The organism is Burkholderia sp. Bp9031 (assembly GCF_003857965.1).
Taxonomy (GTDB): Bacteria; Pseudomonadota; Gammaproteobacteria; order Burkholderiales; family Burkholderiaceae; genus Burkholderia; species Burkholderia ambifaria_A.
In genome coordinates this window covers 26249-43945 of sequence record NZ_QTPW01000044.1, presented here as the reverse complement: position 1 = coordinate 43945, position 17697 = coordinate 26249, and the positions used below count along the sequence as shown (strand labels likewise).

Annotated in this window: 16 protein-coding genes; 9 read left to right on the top strand and 7 right to left on the bottom strand. The window is 65.1% G+C overall.

Annotated elements, in window-relative coordinates; translation table 11 throughout:
- Position 1 precedes the first annotated feature (1 nt).
- Positions 2-1291: a sigma-54-dependent Fis family transcriptional regulator gene (locus DIE15_RS33720; RefSeq protein ID WP_260428418.1), complete on the top strand. Its 1290-nt coding sequence runs from the start codon at positions 2-4 to the stop codon at positions 1289-1291.
- 25 nt (positions 1292-1316) lie between these two features.
- Here DIE15_RS33720 and DIE15_RS33715 read toward each other — a convergent pair whose 3' ends face one another.
- Together DIE15_RS33715 and DIE15_RS33710 are read right to left on the bottom strand one after the other, a co-directional pair.
- Positions 1317-2087, bottom strand: a complete 771-nt coding sequence (locus DIE15_RS33715; protein ID WP_057927318.1) for a PP2C family serine/threonine-protein phosphatase — start codon at positions 2085-2087, stop codon at positions 1317-1319.
- 82 nt (positions 2088-2169) lie between these two features.
- Positions 2170-2454: a hypothetical protein gene (locus tag DIE15_RS33710; RefSeq protein WP_057927317.1), complete on the bottom strand. Its 285-nt coding sequence runs from the start codon at positions 2452-2454 to the stop codon at positions 2170-2172.
- Positions 2455-2935: 481 nt separating this feature from the next.
- On the opposite strand from DIE15_RS33710, the gene DIE15_RS33705 reads away from it, so the two are divergent.
- A complete protein-coding gene (locus tag DIE15_RS33705; RefSeq protein WP_124835566.1) occupies positions 2936-3481 on the top strand; it encodes a lecithin retinol acyltransferase family protein in 546 nt (181 codons plus the stop codon).
- Between the two features lie 42 nt (positions 3482-3523).
- Complete coding sequence (locus DIE15_RS33700) at positions 3524-3766, top strand: hypothetical protein (protein ID WP_057927315.1); 243 nt, start codon at positions 3524-3526, stop codon at positions 3764-3766.
- A 30-nt stretch (positions 3767-3796) separates the two neighbouring features.
- Here DIE15_RS33700 and DIE15_RS33695 read toward each other — a convergent pair whose 3' ends face one another.
- Positions 3797-4015 carry a hypothetical protein gene (locus tag DIE15_RS33695; protein ID WP_124835565.1) on the bottom strand — a complete coding sequence of 73 codons (219 nt, stop codon included), beginning with the start codon at positions 4013-4015 and terminating at the stop codon, positions 3797-3799.
- A gap of 448 nt (positions 4016-4463) precedes the next feature.
- On the opposite strand from DIE15_RS33695, the gene DIE15_RS33690 reads away from it, so the two are divergent.
- Complete coding sequence (locus tag DIE15_RS33690; RefSeq protein WP_124835564.1) at positions 4464-6569, top strand: serine/threonine protein kinase; 2106 nt, start codon at positions 4464-4466, stop codon at positions 6567-6569.
- Positions 6570-6595: 26 nt separating this feature from the next.
- On the opposite strand, the gene DIE15_RS33685 is transcribed toward DIE15_RS33690, so the two are convergent.
- Entirely contained in the window at positions 6596-7054 is a 459-nt protein-coding gene (locus tag DIE15_RS33685) for a (2Fe-2S)-binding protein (protein ID WP_124835563.1), read from the bottom strand.
- Positions 6982-9366, bottom strand: coding sequence for a molybdopterin cofactor-binding domain-containing protein (locus DIE15_RS33680; protein ID WP_124835562.1), 2385 nt, complete (start codon positions 9364-9366; stop codon positions 6982-6984). The genes DIE15_RS33685 and DIE15_RS33680 overlap by 73 nt, the downstream gene beginning before the upstream one ends.
- Positions 9367-9647: 281 nt before the next feature.
- Between DIE15_RS33680 and DIE15_RS33675 the strand changes: the two genes are divergently transcribed.
- Positions 9648-11996, top strand: a complete 2349-nt coding sequence (locus tag DIE15_RS33675; protein ID WP_057927310.1) for a hypothetical protein — start codon at positions 9648-9650, stop codon at positions 11994-11996.
- A gap of 24 nt (positions 11997-12020) precedes the next feature.
- The gene (locus DIE15_RS33670) at positions 12021-12983 is read left to right on the top strand and encodes an NAD(P)/FAD-dependent oxidoreductase (protein WP_185734595.1); all 963 of its coding nucleotides are present in this window, start codon (positions 12021-12023) and stop codon (positions 12981-12983) included.
- A 171-nt stretch (positions 12984-13154) separates the two neighbouring features.
- Here DIE15_RS33670 and DIE15_RS33665 read toward each other — a convergent pair whose 3' ends face one another.
- The gene (locus DIE15_RS33665) at positions 13155-13415 is read right to left on the bottom strand and encodes a hypothetical protein (protein ID WP_057927308.1); all 261 of its coding nucleotides are present in this window, start codon (positions 13413-13415) and stop codon (positions 13155-13157) included.
- 836 nt (positions 13416-14251) lie between these two features.
- The gene (locus DIE15_RS37905; RefSeq protein ID WP_057927307.1) at positions 14252-14512 is read right to left on the bottom strand and encodes a hypothetical protein; all 261 of its coding nucleotides are present in this window, start codon (positions 14510-14512) and stop codon (positions 14252-14254) included.
- A 118-nt stretch (positions 14513-14630) separates the two neighbouring features.
- Here DIE15_RS37905 and DIE15_RS33650 point away from each other — a divergent pair, with 118 nt between their 5' ends.
- The 3 genes from DIE15_RS33650 (at position 14631) to DIE15_RS33640 (ending at position 17634) form a co-directional block, all read left to right on the top strand.
- On the top strand, positions 14631-14855 hold the full coding sequence (locus DIE15_RS33650; RefSeq protein ID WP_124835560.1) for a hypothetical protein: 225 nt from the start codon (positions 14631-14633) through the stop codon (positions 14853-14855).
- 26 nt (positions 14856-14881) lie between these two features.
- A complete protein-coding gene (locus tag DIE15_RS33645) occupies positions 14882-16483 on the top strand; it encodes a GMC oxidoreductase (RefSeq protein WP_124835559.1) in 1602 nt (533 codons plus the stop codon).
- A 137-nt stretch (positions 16484-16620) separates the two neighbouring features.
- The gene (locus DIE15_RS33640; RefSeq protein WP_057927306.1) at positions 16621-17634 is read left to right on the top strand and encodes a hypothetical protein; all 1014 of its coding nucleotides are present in this window, start codon (positions 16621-16623) and stop codon (positions 17632-17634) included.
- Positions 17635-17697 lie beyond the last annotated feature (63 nt).

Here is a 17697-nt window from a genome sequence, read left to right as displayed (position 1 = left end):
GATCTCGTATGCCGGCCTGCTCGAGAAGATCGAGATCCTGCGCTCGATGCTGCGCTGGGCGCCCAAGCTCGAGCGTGCCGACATCGAGAAGCTGCTCAATCAGGCGAACGTGCTGCGCGACGAGGTCATGCAGATGTCGCGCAAGGAGCGCTTCGTCGAGGCCGCCGTGGCCGCGCCGCAGACGCCTGATGCTTCCGATTCTCCCGATACGCCGGAGGCGCCCGCGCCCGCGGTGCAGCGACGCAGACAGGCGCTGATCGAGCGCAGTTTCATCTTCGAAGGCATCTTTGGCGACAATCCGAAGTTGCTCGCCGCGCTCGAGATCGCCGAAAAGGCCGCACCGACCGATCTGCCGGTGCTGATCGACGGCGAGAGCGGGACCGGCAAGGAACTGATGGCGAAGGTCATCCACGCGAACGGGGCGCGTGCCGACCGGCCCTATATCTCGGTGAACTGCGGCGCGATTCCCGACAACCTGCTCGAATCCGAGCTGTTCGGCCATCGGCGCGGCGCGTTTACCGGCGCGTCGAACGATCGCAAGGGCAAGTTCGAGAGTGCGCACACCGGCACGATCTTTCTCGACGAAATCGGCGAATTGCCGCTGTCGGGCCAGGTCAAGCTGCTGCGCGTACTGGAGTCGCACGAAATCCAGCGCGTCGGCTCGGACGAGCCGATCAGCGTCGATACGCGCATCGTCGCCGCCACCAACAAGAATCTGCGGCAATTGAGCGAGCAGGGGCTCTTTCGCGAGGACCTGTTCTATCGCCTGAGCGTCATTCATCTGACGTTGCCGGCGCTGCGCGAACGTCGCGACGAAATTCCGCTGCTGCTCGCCTACTTCGGCGACGAGGCCGCGGGGGCACTGAAGCGCAGGCCCATCAAGACGACGCCGAAGCTGCGCGACTTCCTGCTGACTTACGCGTATCCGGGCAACATTCGCGAGCTGCGCAACCTCGTCTACCGTCTGTCGTGCCTGGCCGGCGAGGTCGCGGATATCGAGCACTTGCCCGAGGACATCCGTCCGAAAACCGTGTCGAGCGCCGTTCGTGCGACGGATGACGGCACGTCGGGCCGGCCGATGTCGCTCAGCGACGCGAAGCGTGCCGCAAGCGACGAGGCGGAGCGGGCATTTCTCGAACGCGGGTTGCAGGAGACCGGCGGAACCGTGGCCGAACTGGCGCGCCGCTGCGAGATGAACCGGTCGCACCTGCAGATGCTGCTCAAGAAGCACGGTATCCGTTCGAAAGCGTTCCGTCATCAGGACGGCGCGACACCTGACAAGGACGCGTGAGCGTCACGCGCGTCCGCTCGATCGTTCAGCGTTGCACGGAAGGATTGGCGAGCGTCCGGTCCGACGCATCGGGATCGTCGGCGCGGATCACGACGGCGGTGACGTTGTCCCGGCCGCCCGCGCGCAACGCGAGTTCGACGAGCACGTCCGTTGCACGCGCGCAATCGCCGCAGGCGAGGGCGGCCGAGATGTCGGCTTCGTCCAGCTCATTGCTCAGCCCGTCGCTGCACAGCAGAAACATGTCGCCGTCGCATACGTCGATGCGTCGTTCGTCGAGATGCAACCGCTCGGCGGCGCCGACCGCGCGCGTGATCACGTGCTGTGACGGGTGATGCCGCACCTGCTCGGCGCTCAGGTGGCCCTGCGCCTGCAGCTCCGCGACGTGGCTGTGGTCGAGCGTGAGCTGCGTCAGGTGCGCGTCGCGGTACAGATAGATCCGGCTGTCTCCGGCCCACAGCCAGCCGCATTGACGGCCGCTCGCCAGCAGCACCGCCACCGTGCTGCCGATCATGCGTACGCCGCGCTGGGCGGCCGATTCACGCAAGCGGGCATTGACGGCATCGAGCGCGGTGCGCGCCGCCTCGATGAAGTCCGCCAGCGTGGCCGGGGCGGCCAGCCGTTCCAGCGCCTGCACGATCATCCGGCTCGCGAGGTCGCCGGCCGAATGCCCGCCCATGCCGTCCGCGACGGCCCACAGGCCACGGTGCGGCAACGCAAGGCAATCGTCTTCGTTGATCTCGCGAACCAGGCCCACGTCAGTGCGTGACGCCGAAGTCCATTGCAGTTCTGCGCTCACGGGGCGCCACTCCCTTTCGTCCAGGGCCTGTTCATGCCGATAACGGGCTCGCGAACGTGTATTGCCGGTCGGCGTGAACAGGCTAGACGAGCCGGTTCCTGCCGTCTGCACCCACCCCGACCACGATGTTCGAGCCGGGCGCCGAGTTCGTGACGTCGACGTTCTGAATCTGGTTGAGGACCTGGTTCGCGTAGAACGTGTTGTACGTCTGATAGAGGTTGACGACCGGCCCGAACGCCGGAGCGGGCGGCGCGTAGGGCTGGATCCAGCCAAATACCCACGGCGCGCCCGCGCCGCGGATGAACGACATCGTCTTGCGGTCGATGTCGCGTTGCATGTGAAGGTCGGTAATTGCGAGCGTGGTCATGATGCGTCTCCGAATGGGGCTTGCCGCCGGAATGGGTAACCGATACGTGCAAACCTCGTGCCATGCGTGACACCACCCGCGTGCGTCGATCCGCTCGCGTGCGTCGATCCGGTGAGCGCCGCACGCGGCAAGGCAAGGCGTCATCGACACGCGTTGCTTGCATGCTAGTGCGTCGCGGCGTTGTCCTGCAATGGTTGCACGCAAGCCAACAGTTGCGCGCACGAACGTGGCCGCGAAACCGACACATGCCGCGGCAGGCGCAAACGGCTGTCCGGCGCGCCAACTGGTGCTGTCGCGCCAACGAAATCTCCGGCAAAGGGTTGGTCGTTGGGCGACAGTGCGGCACCGGGTTCGCAGCGCGCTTCCCGTCGAGCATTGCGCGACGGGCGCCGGGCGATTGGCACGCTTGATGCAGGTTAGTTGGCAACCGGCTAACCGTTGAACAACACGGGCGGCCGCCAACCTGCAGACGGAGCCAGTCATGGAACGCGACCTTCAACCAGTGAACAGCGCTGTGTCCCGCACGGCGGCTGGCGCTGCGGATGCAAGCGCGCATGCGGCTTCGCTGCCCGGCGGCGTCGAGGCACTGACGCCCGGCGCGCACCTGGTTTCCGATCGCGCCGGCTACAGCCACCACGGCATCTACGTCGGCGACGGGCGCGTCGTCCACTACGCGGGGCTTTGCACGACGCTGCATCGCGGCCCGATCGAAGAGGTCACGTTCGAGCGCTTCGCCGACGGTCACGCGGTTCGCGTCGTGCCGCATCCGTGCGCGGCCTATGCGGGGCGCACCGTGGTGCTGCGCGCGCGTTCCCGTCTCGGCGAAAACCGCTACCGGCTGCTGACGAACAACTGCGAGCACTTCTGCACGTGGTGCCTGGAAGGCACGGGCCACAGCGAGCAGGTTCGCACGTGCGTCATGCATCCGCGGACGGCATTCCGGTTCGCGCTGTCGATCTGCCGCGCAATGCTCGCGGCGCGGCGTGCGGACGGACGGTGCGCTGCAGCCGCCATCGCCGCCGCATGAGCGACGTCCCGATGCGTACGACATCGCCACGAGGAGGCTCAAATGAACGGGATCGAATCTTCGCTGCGCATGCAGGTCGACAAGTGGCTCGCGCCGAGCGCGCGCGTGCCGGCGCGCATCGTGCGCTTCAGCCGCATGCCTGCGCAACGGCGGCGCTTTGTCTGCGTCGAGGCCGTGCATCCGGCTCGCACGATCGCGATCTTCTTCTTTCGTCACGACGACGGCTCGTGGTGGGTGTTCCCGCCGGCCGATCGGCGGCCCGCGATGACGGCGCGCGCGGTCTGACCGTGCGCGCCAGGTCGAGTGGTGTGTCCGTCAGCGCAGCAGCGTCGGACGCGCCGGGCGCGCCGCTGCTTCGGCCGCAGGGGCACGCGCCGACGCAGAACCGCGGGCGTCGGTGTGCAGATAAGGGAAAGCTTGCGGCGCGAGCATCGTCTGATGCGCACGGACCATCGCACCGCCGGTGATGGCGGCCATCGCCTGTCTGTCGAGGTCGACGCTTTGAGGAAGATCGTTGATGACGAGCACGCCCATGGTTTGCTCCGCAAAATCGGATGGGAGAAAGGGTAGTCATGCAGCATCATGCGATGTGCCGACGTACCTTGAATCTGTCCAGTATAGGTTCCGCCGCACGGCCGCGCAGCCTGGAAAATGAACGAGGCCGTGCAGGCGGCGCGGACGGCGAAAGCCTGAAGCCGGTTCGCCATGGATCTGCCCGAATTCTAGTTCCGGCACCGATTGCACAGGGCGTTACCGCAGACTAGTATGATTTGTTAGACATCCTGTCAGAAGGCCGGCGGCCGGTGCGGCGCGCAGTCGAATTCGTCTGACGATGGCGTGGCGGCGATCTCGTGTTCGACGGTGTCCGGTGCATCACCGATACGTCGCGCCGCTTGGGTACGTCATGGACAGTCCTTGCCCTGGCGGCGCCGCGAGGCGCCGAAGCGGGTCGGCAAGCTGAAGCTGAGTTGACGGCATACGAATGATGAGCTTTGCGCAGCTGATTCATACATTCCAGAGCGGGACGCTGTCGCAGGACGCGTTCTTGTCGGAGATCGACCGGGTGCTGGCGACCGATCAGGTCGATTGCGCACGGTTGCGCGAAGTACTCGACGAGACGCAAACCACGCAGCCACTGTCAGACGATATCTATGCGGAAGTGCTGAAGCGCATCGAACGGTGTCGTGACAGAACGGCAGCCGCGGGCGACGCAACCCGGATTCAGGAGAGCGTGCTTCGGCCCGAGGCGCGTCCGGACACCCCGTCCGGGCAGTCGAGCGGCGCAATGTCCGTCGACGGCGAGCGCGTGAAAGGCATCGGCGATACGCTGAACGGGCGCTTCGTGCTGGAGGAGTGCCTCGGCGTCGGCGGGATGGGTACCGTGTACAAGGCGCTCGACCTCCGCAAGCTGGAGGCCTCGGATCGCAAGCCGCACATCGCGATCAAGGTGCTCAACGTGCAGTTCCGCGGCCAGCCGACTTCGCTGATCGCGCTTCAGCGCGAAGCCCGCAAGGCGCAGACACTCGCTCATCGCAACATCGTCACCGTCTACGATTTCGATCGGGACGGTCCGCTCGTCTACCTCACGATGGAGTATCTGTCCGGCCGCCCGCTCAGCAAGGTGCTGCGCGCGCCGGACTTCAAGGGCATGCCGCTCGATACCGCGTTGCCGATTATCGCCGGCATGGGCCAGGCGTTGGCCTACGCGCATGAACGCGGCTTTGTCCACTGCGATTTCAAGCCCGCCAACGTGTTCCTCACCGACCGGGGCGAAGTGAAGGTGATCGACTTCGGGATCGCACGCGCCTTCCAGCGGCGCGACGAGGATCCCGACGTGACCGTGTTCGATCCGGCGAGCCTGGGCGGCATCACGCCGGCCTACGCGAGCCCGGAGATGTTCGAGCATCTCGAGCCGGATCCGCGCGACGATGTCTACGCGCTCGCCTGCGTGACCTACGAATTGCTGACCGGACACCATCCGTTCAATCGGCTGTCCGCCACCCAGGCGCGTCACGACCACTTGCGGCCCGAGCGCCAGCCCGGTCTCGATCGCACGCAATGGCGAACCTTGAGCGCCGCGTTGTCGTTCGACCGCGCGACGCGCACGCCGAGCGTCAACTTGTTCCTGGAGGGCATGGGCGTGTTCAAGCGCCCTGCGTGGTCATCGGGCGCACGCGTTGGGGCTGCCGTGGGCGCTTGTACGGTGGCGGCGATCGCCGTGCTCTGGTACGGCTACCAGTCGCTGTCGCGCAGCGGCGAAGGGCGCCCCGCCGCGGACACGGTCGCGCACGCGTCTGCCGGCGGAGGGAATGGCGCGACGGCGGGCGCCACGGCCGGCAGCACGCCCCCGGCCACCGCGAACGCCGTGCCCGCTGCGGCCAGCGTGCCGCCGCCGGCACCGGCACCGGCGATCTCGCTGGCATCCGTGATGGCTGCGCTGTCGCGCATACCGTGTTCGGCGCTGGATGCCTCGGTGCAGGATCACGTGCTGCAGGTGCGCGGTTATGCGGAGGCCGGTGTCGGTATCGGGCGCGTGCGAACCGCACTGAGCAGTTTGGCGGGCGGGCAGACGGCCAATCTCGACGTGCGTCCGGTCGATGCGCACAATTGCGAGGTCGTGAGCGCGTTTGCCCCGTACTGGCGATCGAATCGGGCTTCGTCATCACACGCCGCGTCGATCCGCACGCGAGCGCCCGATGCGCATCTTGCGGAAGGCAACCCGCTGGTCATCGACATCACGACACCCGGTTACGATTCGTATGTGAACGTCGACTACTACGTGCTGAACGGGAGCGTCGTGCATCTCGTGCCAAGCAGCCGCGAACGCGACAACCAGGCGCCGCCGAATTACGCCGCGACAATCGGCAGCATGGGCGAGTGGGTGATCGGCAAGCCTTTCGGGACCGAGATGATCGTGCTCCTCGTCACGCCCGCGCCGCTGTTCGACGGGGTACGTCCGCCATCCGAGCCGCGCACCGCCTATCTCGCGGCAATCGATCGACAATTGAAGCTGTTCGAGGCCAAGTACGGCGAAGGACGCATTGCCGCCGACTTCGTCCAGATCACGACGCGTGCCAAGGGTAGCTGATCGAGCCTGTTGCCGGTTCGCCCCAGTCAGCGGACCAGCGATTCCGCCGCCTGGTGGATGGCCTTGCGGATGCGGGGAAACGTGCCGCACCGGCACGCGATCTTCTTCATGGCCTCGTTGATCTGGTTGTCGTCGGGGCGCGGGCAGCGCATGAGCAGGGCCGTGGCGGCGATCAGCTGTGCGCTTTGGCAATAGCCGCATTGCACGACGTCGACGGCGATCCACGCGTCCTTCAGTGCGCGCGCTTCAACGCTGTCCAACCCTTCGACGGTCGTGATGCGCGAGCCGTTCAGCGTCCCGACCGGGAGCTGGCAGGCAGGCACGGCCTGGTCGTCGAGCAGCACCGTGCATGCACCGCAGACCCCGACGCCACAGCCGAACTTCGTGCCGGTCAGCTTCCGTTCGCAGCGAATCACCCAGAGCAGCGGGGTGGCGGGCTCGGAATCGAGGTGAGCGGTTTCCCCGTTGATACGGACTGACACCATCGGTCGTCTCCTTGGTCGGGTGGGCTCGGCTTGATGAGCGGCAGGGTGCGATGACGCACGCCCGTGAGCGAATACAACGCATTCGCCACGGCCGCTGCGATCGGCGGCGTGCCCGCTTCGCCGACGCCGTGCGGCTCGGTCCCGCCTGCCAGGACCTGCGTGACGATCTCGGGACAGGTCTCCATGTTGACGAGCGGATAGCTGTCGAAATAATGCTGCGCGACTTGCCCGTTCTGGATCGTGATCGCCTGCTCGAGCGCGGCCGACAATCCGAAGATGATCCCGCTTTCCATTTGCTGCTCGACCAGGTTCGGATTCACGGCCAGCCCGCAGTCGATCACGCAGACCACGCGCGTCACGCGAAAGCCGTCACCTTCCTGCCGGACTTCGGCGACTTGCGCGACCACGCTACCGAACGATGCGTGCATCGCCACGCCGCGTGCGCGCCGCGCGCCGGTCTTGTCACGCCATGCCAGCGGCGAACGCCAGCCGGACAGCGCGACGAGCGCCCGCAACACGGCCGCATGGCGCTGGTGCGCCGGCTGCCTGAGCATGTCGAGGCGGAACTGGATCGGGTCCTTCCGTGCCAGCACGGCCATCTCGTCGATGAAGCTCTCGACGAAGAAGGCCTGATGCGAGTGTCCGACGGAGCGCCAGTAGCCAACGGGAACCGGGAGCGTCACCGTATGGTGCTGGACCAGCATGTTCTCGCATTCATAGGGCAGGTCGAATGCGCCTTCCGCCGTGGTGGCGTCGGGCAACCATTTCGCGGCGAGGCTCGGCATGCCGAAAGTGCGAGGCATCGCCTGCGCGCTGATCGACTGGCTCGCCGACATGCCTTTCCATGCGACCAGCCTGCCGCTCGCATCGATTGCGCCGCTGTATCTCGCCACACAGGCCGGGCGGTAGAAGTCGTGCGTCATGTCCTGCGGGCGCGACCAGATCGTCTGTACCGGCCGCCCCTTCGCATGGAGCGCGATGGCGGCGGCCTGCGTGATGAAGTCGACCTCGAGCCGCCGGCCGAATGCGCCGCCGATCAATTGCTGGTTGACGACCACCTTGTCTTCGTCCAGGCCCAGCAGCGCCGCGACTGCCTTGCGTGCCATCATGGGGACCTGCGTGCCGCACCAGATCGTTGCCGAGTCGTTCTCGACCAGCACCGTGCAATTCATCGGTTCCAGCGGCCCGTGAGCCAGGTAGGGCACTTCGTACTGCGCGACGAACGGCTTGGTACGGCCCAGCGCCGCATCGGCGTCGCCGGTGGCGTAGAACACGTGGCGGCCCGCGTCGCCGTCGAGGGCGTGCGTCAACGCCGTGCGGACCTCCTCGGTATTCACGCTGGCAGCCGGCCCGTGATCCCATGTGACCGACAACTGGCACAACGTCCGCATTGCGATGAAGGGATTGTCGGCAATGACGGCAACGCCTCCCGTTCCGCCGTTGTATGGCTCGATCCTGAAGATGCCGGTCACGGCCTTCAGGCTGGCGACCCCGGACTTGTCGAAATCCAGCGCTTTGCCGCCGAGTGTCGGACACATCGTGACGCTCGCATACAGGAGCTTGTCCGGAAGCACATCGATGCCATAGCGCGCGCTGCCGTCGAGCTTCGAGTGCGCCTCGATGCGACCCAGCCGTTTCCCGACCAGCGTGAACGTCTTCGGGTCCTTCAGGTCGACATGTGTCGGGCGCGGCACGTTCCGCGCGAGCTGGACAAGTTCACCGTATGTCGCCGAGCGTCCCGACCGATGGCGCACCACGCCGGCATGCGTCTCGCATTCCGCGACGGGCACATGCCAAAGCTTCGCCGCAGCGCTGCACAACATGACGCGGGCCGTGGCACCCGCCTCGCGCATGGGCCCCCACAGATCGATCATGCCCGTCGATCCCCCCGTTACCATCGAACCCAGATAACGTGCTCCATGGCGCGCCAGTGCCGCCGCGCCGCGAGCGAGCAGGCTCGCATCATCGGGACGAAACGGAAGGCCGTCGGCGAGGGATTCACGGTCCTTGTAGATCGTGTCGAGTGGAGACATGACGGTGCGAACCCGCGACCAGTCTGCATCGAGCTCTTCCGCCAGCAACATGGCCGCGCCGGTATGTATCCCCTGGCCCATTTCGGATTTGCTCATGACGATCGTCACGTCATTAGCGGAACTGATCATCACCCAGCCGTTGAGCGGCACATCGACGCGTGATGTCTCGAGCTGCGCGGGTACGGATTGCCGGTCATCGGGACGCCACCAGGCCCAGCCGACCACCAGCATGCCCGCCGCGCCCGCACTGCCCAACACGAAGGTTCTGCGCTTCAACATGATGTGGCCGCCGACATGTGTTGATCGAGTCGCGGCGCATTCGGCGAATCACGCCACGCGCCTCGACAATTTAATGTTTCAAACACAATCCGACATTTCATTGCTGCTGCAATCACCTATATTAGTCACTGATATCGGCAACTGAGAACCCGAATGTGATGTTCGTTTGAAACAAGCGCTGAAGACGCGGCTTGCCGCGGCCGGAGCGACATGCATGGCTTCCGGGACGCGAAGCGCATCGTGCCGATCGCTTCGAACGCACCACCCGCCGGAGGTCGTTGATGCTTGTCGATGAGGTTCACGCGTTGCTGCTCGATCTGCCGGCTCCGTGGCGAGAAGCGTTCAAGCGTCATGGTCTCGACCTGGCCGATTCGGGCACGCCCGGGGAGACGGCGAACCGACTGAGCCGGCCGTTGCCGATCGACTGGGACGATCCCCGCATTTGCGATCTCTGCCCGGACGCCACGCGGGCGATCGAGCCCGGCGACCCCGCGCGCAGCCTGATCTATCACATGCTTGCGCTGTCCGAGTGCCCGTCGCCGGACGCCGGCGTACGTCTCGAAGCACTCGATTTGCTGGAGAACTACATCGCTTCGCTGGCGCCGTTGCCGCCCGACTGGCAGACGCTGGACATCGCGGTGCTGGCTTACCAGTACCGGCCGGCGCGCCGCACCGGACATCAGCAGCATGCGGACTTCGTGTTCTCGCGACTCGGCATAGCACGCAACGGCGACACCGACGCGTGCTACGACGGGCAGACCCGAAGCTTCGTGCCGCATGTGCCGGACGCGATCGAGCATGTCCGCGTGATGCCGGCGCGCTATGGCGCGTTTCTCGTCCGCCGGGTCACCGGTCCCGACAGGCTCGCCCTGATCGAGGGCAGGCGAGCGGGCGACCCTCAGCGCACCTTCATCGAACCCGTACGCAAGCTGTTTCCCGATGAATGCCTGCCCGGACTGCGGTTGACATTGCAATATGGCCACCGCCATGTCGGCGAGAAGCTGAAGCGGGCCGTCGAGGCGCGCTGGGGCGTGCGGCCATCGCCATCGGGCGATCTGGTCGGCGCGCCGTATGCGATCCGCTGTCAGGACCCCTGCGAGGTACCGCCTGCCGGTTCGATCGCACCGGCAGTCGCGCTGAAGCGTTCGGGCGCGGCCGTGCTGTTGATGCCGGCCGCGCGGCCCCTGATCGAGCCCGTGACCGCGGCCAACTTCGGGGTGCACGGTTTTGGCGTGCCGGCTCGATGGCGACTGGTGCCGCTCGCCAACCGGCGCTTCACGACGATGAGAATCATCACGAACCTGTGGAAGCTGGTGCTGGCCGCCATCGACGAGGTGCGGCAGCACTATTTTCCGCATTTCGCGCCCGGTTGGCTGCGCTTTCCCGAACCTCGCAATGCCCCGGAGTTCATCAACATCCGGCACAAGTCGCGCGAGGACGGCACCTACACGGATATGCGGGCACATCCCGTCGACCGGCTGGCATTTCTCGGGGAGGTCGGCAAAGGCGGTTACCGCGCGCAGCTGTTTCTGGATCACTGCACCGAAGGGGTCGTGACGATCCGCATCGCCGAGCTGGCCGAACGCGCGGTGCTCCCGGCCTATTCGATCGTTGCCGCGCCGGACTTCTATCCGTACGCCGACCAGGCGGAATTGCAGCGCTGGTTCAAGGACCGGCGGATCGATCCGAAGTCGCAGTTCAGAAGCGGCTCGCCGATATCGCTCAGCGCCGAGCGTCTCCCGGCCAATCCCGACCATGTCGATCCGTTCAGCAACACGCAGGCATTTTCGCCGAGCGATGGGACGGTCGCCGTCGCGTTCAGCCTGGCGGCACGCGCAACGCGCCGGGGGGACAGGGAAGTGCATGCGCCGCGCATGACTTCGTTTCTGTCGGACGCGTCGTCGGGTGTCTTTGCGCCCGGCTGGGACGTCACCTATGCGGGTAACCGGCGGGGCATCTTCCTCGCAACCTTCGGGTTGGGCAGCCCGTTCGCCGAGGATATCAAGCTGTGCGCGGCCTCCAACAGCTTCTGGCCTGCCGTGAGTCCGGATGCGTCCAGAACCTTCAATCGGGCCGATGCGCCCACCGCCATCCCCATGCTCGACCCTGAGCTCGGTTTGCATCCGTGCCATCCGCTGGTCACGCGTGGCGACGAGTCGAATACGCGGCGCGGATGGGACGGCGAATACGGCCCGTACCTGACACCCGACGGCAACGTGGATTACGCGGATATCGAACGCTCGGATTACGTCGCCAACGCGTTGCATGGCGAGATGCTGTACGGCGCATTCGAGCATGTCGATTCGGCCGAGCTGATTCGGCGCATCAGTGCATTGCGCCATGCCGTCGCGGCATGCGACAACGGACAAACGCCTTCGCATACGAAGCTGTGGCTGGTATCCGCACGGGCACTTGGCGAAGCCGACGATGCGCACGAACCGGGCGTTGCCGGACGCTATCGCTTTCTTTTCGTGCGTCCTGCCGCTGATGGTGCGGCGCCGACACAGCACACACCGGGACGACTGCGCGTGCGCTACGGTGAGGCGATCCGTTGCGATGCGACCGAGGCCCGGGTAATCGGGCACGTGCTGCGCTGCGCACCGGGGCCCGACGCGCTCGGGCTTTACTGAGGGCGCGCGATGAATGCGTTTGACGTGGTCGTCGTCGGCGACGGGCCTGCCGGATGTGCGGCGGCGATCGCTGCGGCGGGAGCCGGCGGCAACGTGTGGATGCTGGGCCGCGGGCGTTCGCGCGCGGCGCCGGAATGCGTGTCCGGCGCCGCGCTCACGCTGCTGGATCGCATGGCGCCGAGTCTGGCCCGTCAACCGCATGTATGGCTCGAGGGCCGGGCCGATTCGCAGCGGGGACGTTCGGTCATCCGCAGTCGCCTTGACGACGGCTTGCGTGCCGAAGCGCTCGCTGCGGGCGTTCGCTATTCGCGAGCGCCCGCCGGTGGACTTGTCGCGCTTGTCGAACACGGCGCGGTCGTTGGCATCGCGCACGGCGACGGCGAGATCGGCGCAAGCATCGTGATCGATGCGACCGGCATCAACGGATGGCTGCGTCGCGCGATTCGGCTCGACGTGGCGACCGACTCGTCGCGGTTCTGGCTTCGCCGCGGCTACGCGCGTGCGCATGGGGCGCACATCGACACATACTGGAAGATCGCGCATGGCGGCTGGCTATGGATGAGAGCGGCGTCCGCGTTTCAGATCTGGACGTCGCTATCGACGCTGCGCGACGGCGAAATCACGTGGCCGGCGAACACGACACCCGTCGGACCGGTGTGGTGCGAGTGCAGGCGCTGGCATCGCGTGCGACAGGCTGCGGGACCGGGCTATATCGTGTGCGGCGATGCGGCGGGCTATCTCGATCCCGCGACAGGCGATGGTTTGCGTTTTGCCATCGCTTCCGGCCTGCGCGCGGGCGCAATGGCCGTCGAAGTTTCACGTCATCCCGATCGGGCAAGTTTGCTGGCGGCGCTGTACTGCGATTGGGTGACACGAAGCTACGAGCACGACAGAGCCGTGCTGGCACAGAGTTATACGCGTGCCGGGCTGGATATCGGATGGCGCGACACCGTTCGCCGATCGGACTGCCTGCCGCTCGGCAACTGACGCTTCATGCATGCCGGTTGCGCTTTCGTCGATGCAAAAAAGCCCACCAGGAGACGGAGCCTGGCGGGCTTGAAACACCGCGAGGATGAACCTGCGGCGGACTGGAGCACTTCGGTAGTGCGGCACGACACTATCGAATACGGCTAACACTGCAAGGAAGCATGGCGAAACTTACAGGCCCAGCTTCGCGATGACCTGGCCGCCCAGGTTGTTGATCGTGTTGGTCACGCTGGTGAGATCCTGGTGGGTCGATGCATCGACCTGGGTAACCGGAGCCGTGATGGTGTTGGGGCTGGCGAACGAGAATCCACTGCCGGTAGCGATGTTGTTGATACCGGCATTCTGGAACACGCTACCGCCGCTGACGGAAGCCATTTCCTTGCGGCTGAGTTCGTGGGCGCGGGACAGGTCGTTGATCATCAGTGCGGACATGGTAAATCTCCTTGGGTTTGCTGCGGTTTGGAAGAGAGCACGTTTCGTTGCGCTCGCAGCTATAAATGCACGGGGCGTGCCAGCCTTGAATCATGCGTGCATGGCGGGCGCTTAACCTCATGAAAACAAAAGAAATTTCATCTGGCATCCGACGCTTCGCCGGGCGCGGCGAGCAAAATCGAGGAATCACGATGTCGGGTTTTTCCAAACGATTTCCGTGGCGGCTGTTTTGTCTCGGCCAACATGAAACGGCGCGTGGCGCTTGCGATTCGCGTCTCGGGTATCCCTATGCAGCAGCGGGGGGGAAGCGTCTGCACGAAAAAGTCGTCAACGCGCACGCGATCGCGCGCGGCACCCGGCAGTTGAGCGACGCGCGCTTGCCGTCGGCGAACGTCGGCGCGATGGTGTACCGACGGGCGCCCGCAACCGGTCATGTGCTTCGCATAACTGAATTCGATGTGTTCCTGACGGACGGCGAGACGCATCGGGAATGCCGCGCCGAGGGCCAACGACGCATCGATGCGACCACGCCGTTCCGTGACTGGCGCCGCGGCACCATCAACCTCGACGAGGTGAGGCGGATCCGCGTGCAGGGGATGGAGGTCAAAAGCGCGTCGGGATCGTCCCGGCTGCTGATGGGAGAGGGCGGTGCTGCTGACGGGGCGTCAGCAAATCTGCCGGTTCATGCCGGCTGCGTTTTTATCATGCAACGAAGCCCGCCAACGGACACGGCCTGGCGGGCTTTGAGTGCCGCGAGGACAACCCCGCGGCGGGCTGGAGCGCTTCGGTACGACGCTATCGAATACGGCCACCACTGCGAGGAAGCATCGCGAGCCTTACAGGCCCAGCTTCCCGACAACCAGGCCGCCAAGGTTGTTGATCGAGTTGGTCACGCTGGTGAGATCCAGGTGGGTCGATGCATCGACCTGGGTAACCGGGGCCGTGATGGTGTTCGGGCTGGCGAACGAGAATCCGCTGCCGGAAGCGATGTTGTTGACGCCGAAGTTCTGGAACACGCTACCACCGCTGACGGAAGCCATTTCCTTGCGGCTGAGTTCGTGGGCGCGGGACAGGTCGTTGATCATCAGTGCGGACATGATAAATCTCCTTGAGTTTGCTGCGGTTTGGAAGAGAGCACTTTTCGTTGCGCTCGCTGCTACAAACGCATAGGGCGTGCCAGTCGCGAATCATGCGTGTATGAGGGGAGTTAAGCTATTGAAAACACAAGAAATTTCATCTGGGTGGCGGTGTTTCACCGGGCTCGGCGCGCAAGATTGGCGAATCACGATGTCGGGTTTTTCCAAACGATTTTGCTTGCGGCTGTTTCACTTCAGCCAACACGAAAGCGGTCTGACGGGCCGCATCGATTTCGCCCCGTTTGGCATCGAGATGCCTTCGGGGATTGGAGGATTCTTCAGGGGTTTCGCATCGGAACTGTGACGCACCTGCGTCAGGAGAACGTCGTCATGAGCGCGTTTGAATACGATGTCATCGTTGTCGGGAGCGGCTTCGGCGGAGCGGTGGCCGCCTGTCGCGCCGCGGAGGCGGGAAGGCGGGTGCTGGTGCTGGAGCGGGGTCGCCGCTGGACGCCGAACACGTATCCGCGCGACGAGACCGACCCGTGGCTGTGGCGTCAGCAGAACCCGCAACGATTCCATGGCTGGGCCGACCTGCGGGTCTTTTCCAACATGTCGGTGGTGGCCGCCGCGGGCGTGGGCGGCGGGTCGCTGATCTACGCGAACGTCTCGGTCGAGGCCAAACCCGACGCCTTCGAGCAGGGCTGGCCGCCGGAGATCACGTACGAGGCGCTCAAGCCTTATTATCAGCGCGTGGGCTGGATGCTGTCGGTCCAGGAGGTGCCCGACAACCAGATCAGCGAACGCACCCGCTTGTTGCGCGACGCTGCCGACGCCTGCGGTTGGGGCGATCGGTATCGCAAGTTGCCACTCGCCGTGTCGTTTTCGCCGACCTACGATCCGTCCTTGCCCGGCGCGCGCGACGACCGGCATTCGGTCAGGTACGTCAACGTGCATGGCGTATCGCAGGGCACGTGCGTCCACTGTGGCAATTGCGACATCGGATGCCAGGTGTCGGCGAAGAACACGCTCGACCTCAACTATCTGGCCGTGGCCGAGCGCCATGGCGCAACAATCCTTCCGCTGCACGTCGTGCAGAAGCTCGAGCCGCTCGGCCAGGGATGGCGCGTGCATTTCAACGTCATCGATTCCGCCGCGGGGCGTTTCATGCCCGGAACCGCGACGGCGGCTATCGTGATCGTCAGTGCCGGATCGATCGGCAGTACCGAGTTGCTGCTCCGCTGTCGCGACGAGCATCGCACGCTGCCGAATCTGTCGCCGAGGCTCGGCTGGGGCTGGGCTTTCAACGGCGATTTCGTCACTCCGGCCTTCTACAGGCACAGGAAGATCTCGCCGTCGCACGGCGTCACCATTTCCGCTGCGATCGACCTTCTCGACCGGGCTGCCGCCAATGGTCAGCCTCTGTTCGTGGAGGACGGCGGCGTGCCCAATCTCGCGCATGACTTCGTGCGTCGCCACCTGCAGCGCGCTCATGGTGGGGTGATGCGCACGTTCTGGCGGACCTTCGCGCGTCATTTCGATTGCGATGACCCGGTCGAGAACATGATGCCCTGGTTCGGCCAGGCGATCGATCCGGGGGACGGGCGCATGCGTCTCGGGCGCTGCTGGTTTGCGCCATGGCGACGCGAGTTGCGGCTCGACTGGTCGTACACGCGATCCGAGGCTGTCGTCGATGCGATGGTCGATACGCACCGGCGCCTGTCGGTTGCCACGGGCGGCGAACCCTTCGTCCCGCCGACGTGGAGCAACCTCCACAAGCTGATCACCCCGCATCCGCTCGGCGGTTGCAACATGGGGCTCACGCACGCGGATGGCGTGGTGAGCGCGGACGGAAAGGTATTCGGTTACGACGGGCTCTATGTGATGGACGGTGCGACGATCCCGCGTGCGCTTGGGCTGAATCCGTCGCGCACGATCGCTGCGCTGGCCGAGCGCAATGTCGCCGTGTTGCTCGGCCACGGTTCGGCGTAGGTGTTCCGGATCGGCGAGCCCCTCTTCGAGGCTACGGCCGGAGAAGTGAGTGGGTTGGTCCCTGTTACCCGAGGCCGCCTATAATCGCTGTCAGCTTGTCCAAGAAATCGCGGTTACCAAGGTGAGGGGGTGTCCAAATGGGGCAGTGCCGTCGCATCTATTCGCGCTTCGTCCTCACAAGCTCGATCGCCGGTCTGGCAATTCTGGCCGGCCCAGGCCACGCGTACGCCGAGGATAGTGCTTCGAGTGTACCTGCTGGGTTCAAGCCATCGGAAAGAACGATCGACGTCTACGCGGTGTATGGCGACGGACGCTCGACCGAGGGTGGCGATATGCATTGGCGTGCCTACGAAGTCGGCTTCGGCGACGTCCTGAATGACTACCTCTCGGTCTACCTCGCGTATGTGAACGAGGGGCATCCGCTGGATCACCACCGTGACGGCTTCGCCGCCCTGGGTTCGTTTCGTTGGCCGGTCGGCAATCGCCTGGCGCTCGAATTGTCGGCGGGGCCATATTTCAGCATGGACACGACACATGTCGACAACCAGGTGCGCAATGAAAAGCGATGGGGCGTGCGTGCGTCGGCAGCGGTGCGGTATTACGTCATTCCCAACCGCTTCTTCCTCAAGGTGCAGTACAACCACGTCCAGATGATTGGCGGATTCAATTCCGACGCGGTGCTCTTCGGCATCGGCTCGGATTTTGGCGGCGATCCTGGCCCGGCGTTGTCGGACGGCAAGACGCAGGTTAGTGTTTGGGCCGGGACGTCGCAGACGAACCGTCCCCAAGTGCCGATCGAAAAGGGGTATATGGTCGAAGTCAAGCGGCCGCTCGGCAATGCGTGGGCCTATTCGGCGAGCTTCATCTACGAAGGCAATAACGGCGTCGCCGGCCGACGAGGTGTGGCAGCGCAATTCTGGTACGTCGCGCCGATCAGGAGCAAATGGACGCTTTCGGCAGGTGTCGGTCCGTATCTCTCGCATGATCGGGATGAGGCCTCGAGCAAAACGAGACTCAATGCGTTGCTCAGCGCGCAGGTGACCTATCAGGTCACGAACGATTGGGCGGCGAGCTTGCGCTTCAATCGTGTCGCAACGGGTAATGACAAGGATCAGGACATGTTCATGGTCGGCCTGGCGCGCAATTTCTAGGGCTCGTTCTTGCGCGTAGACCCATTCCGTTTGGAGAGTCGATTTGTGCAGCAGCCTGCTGCA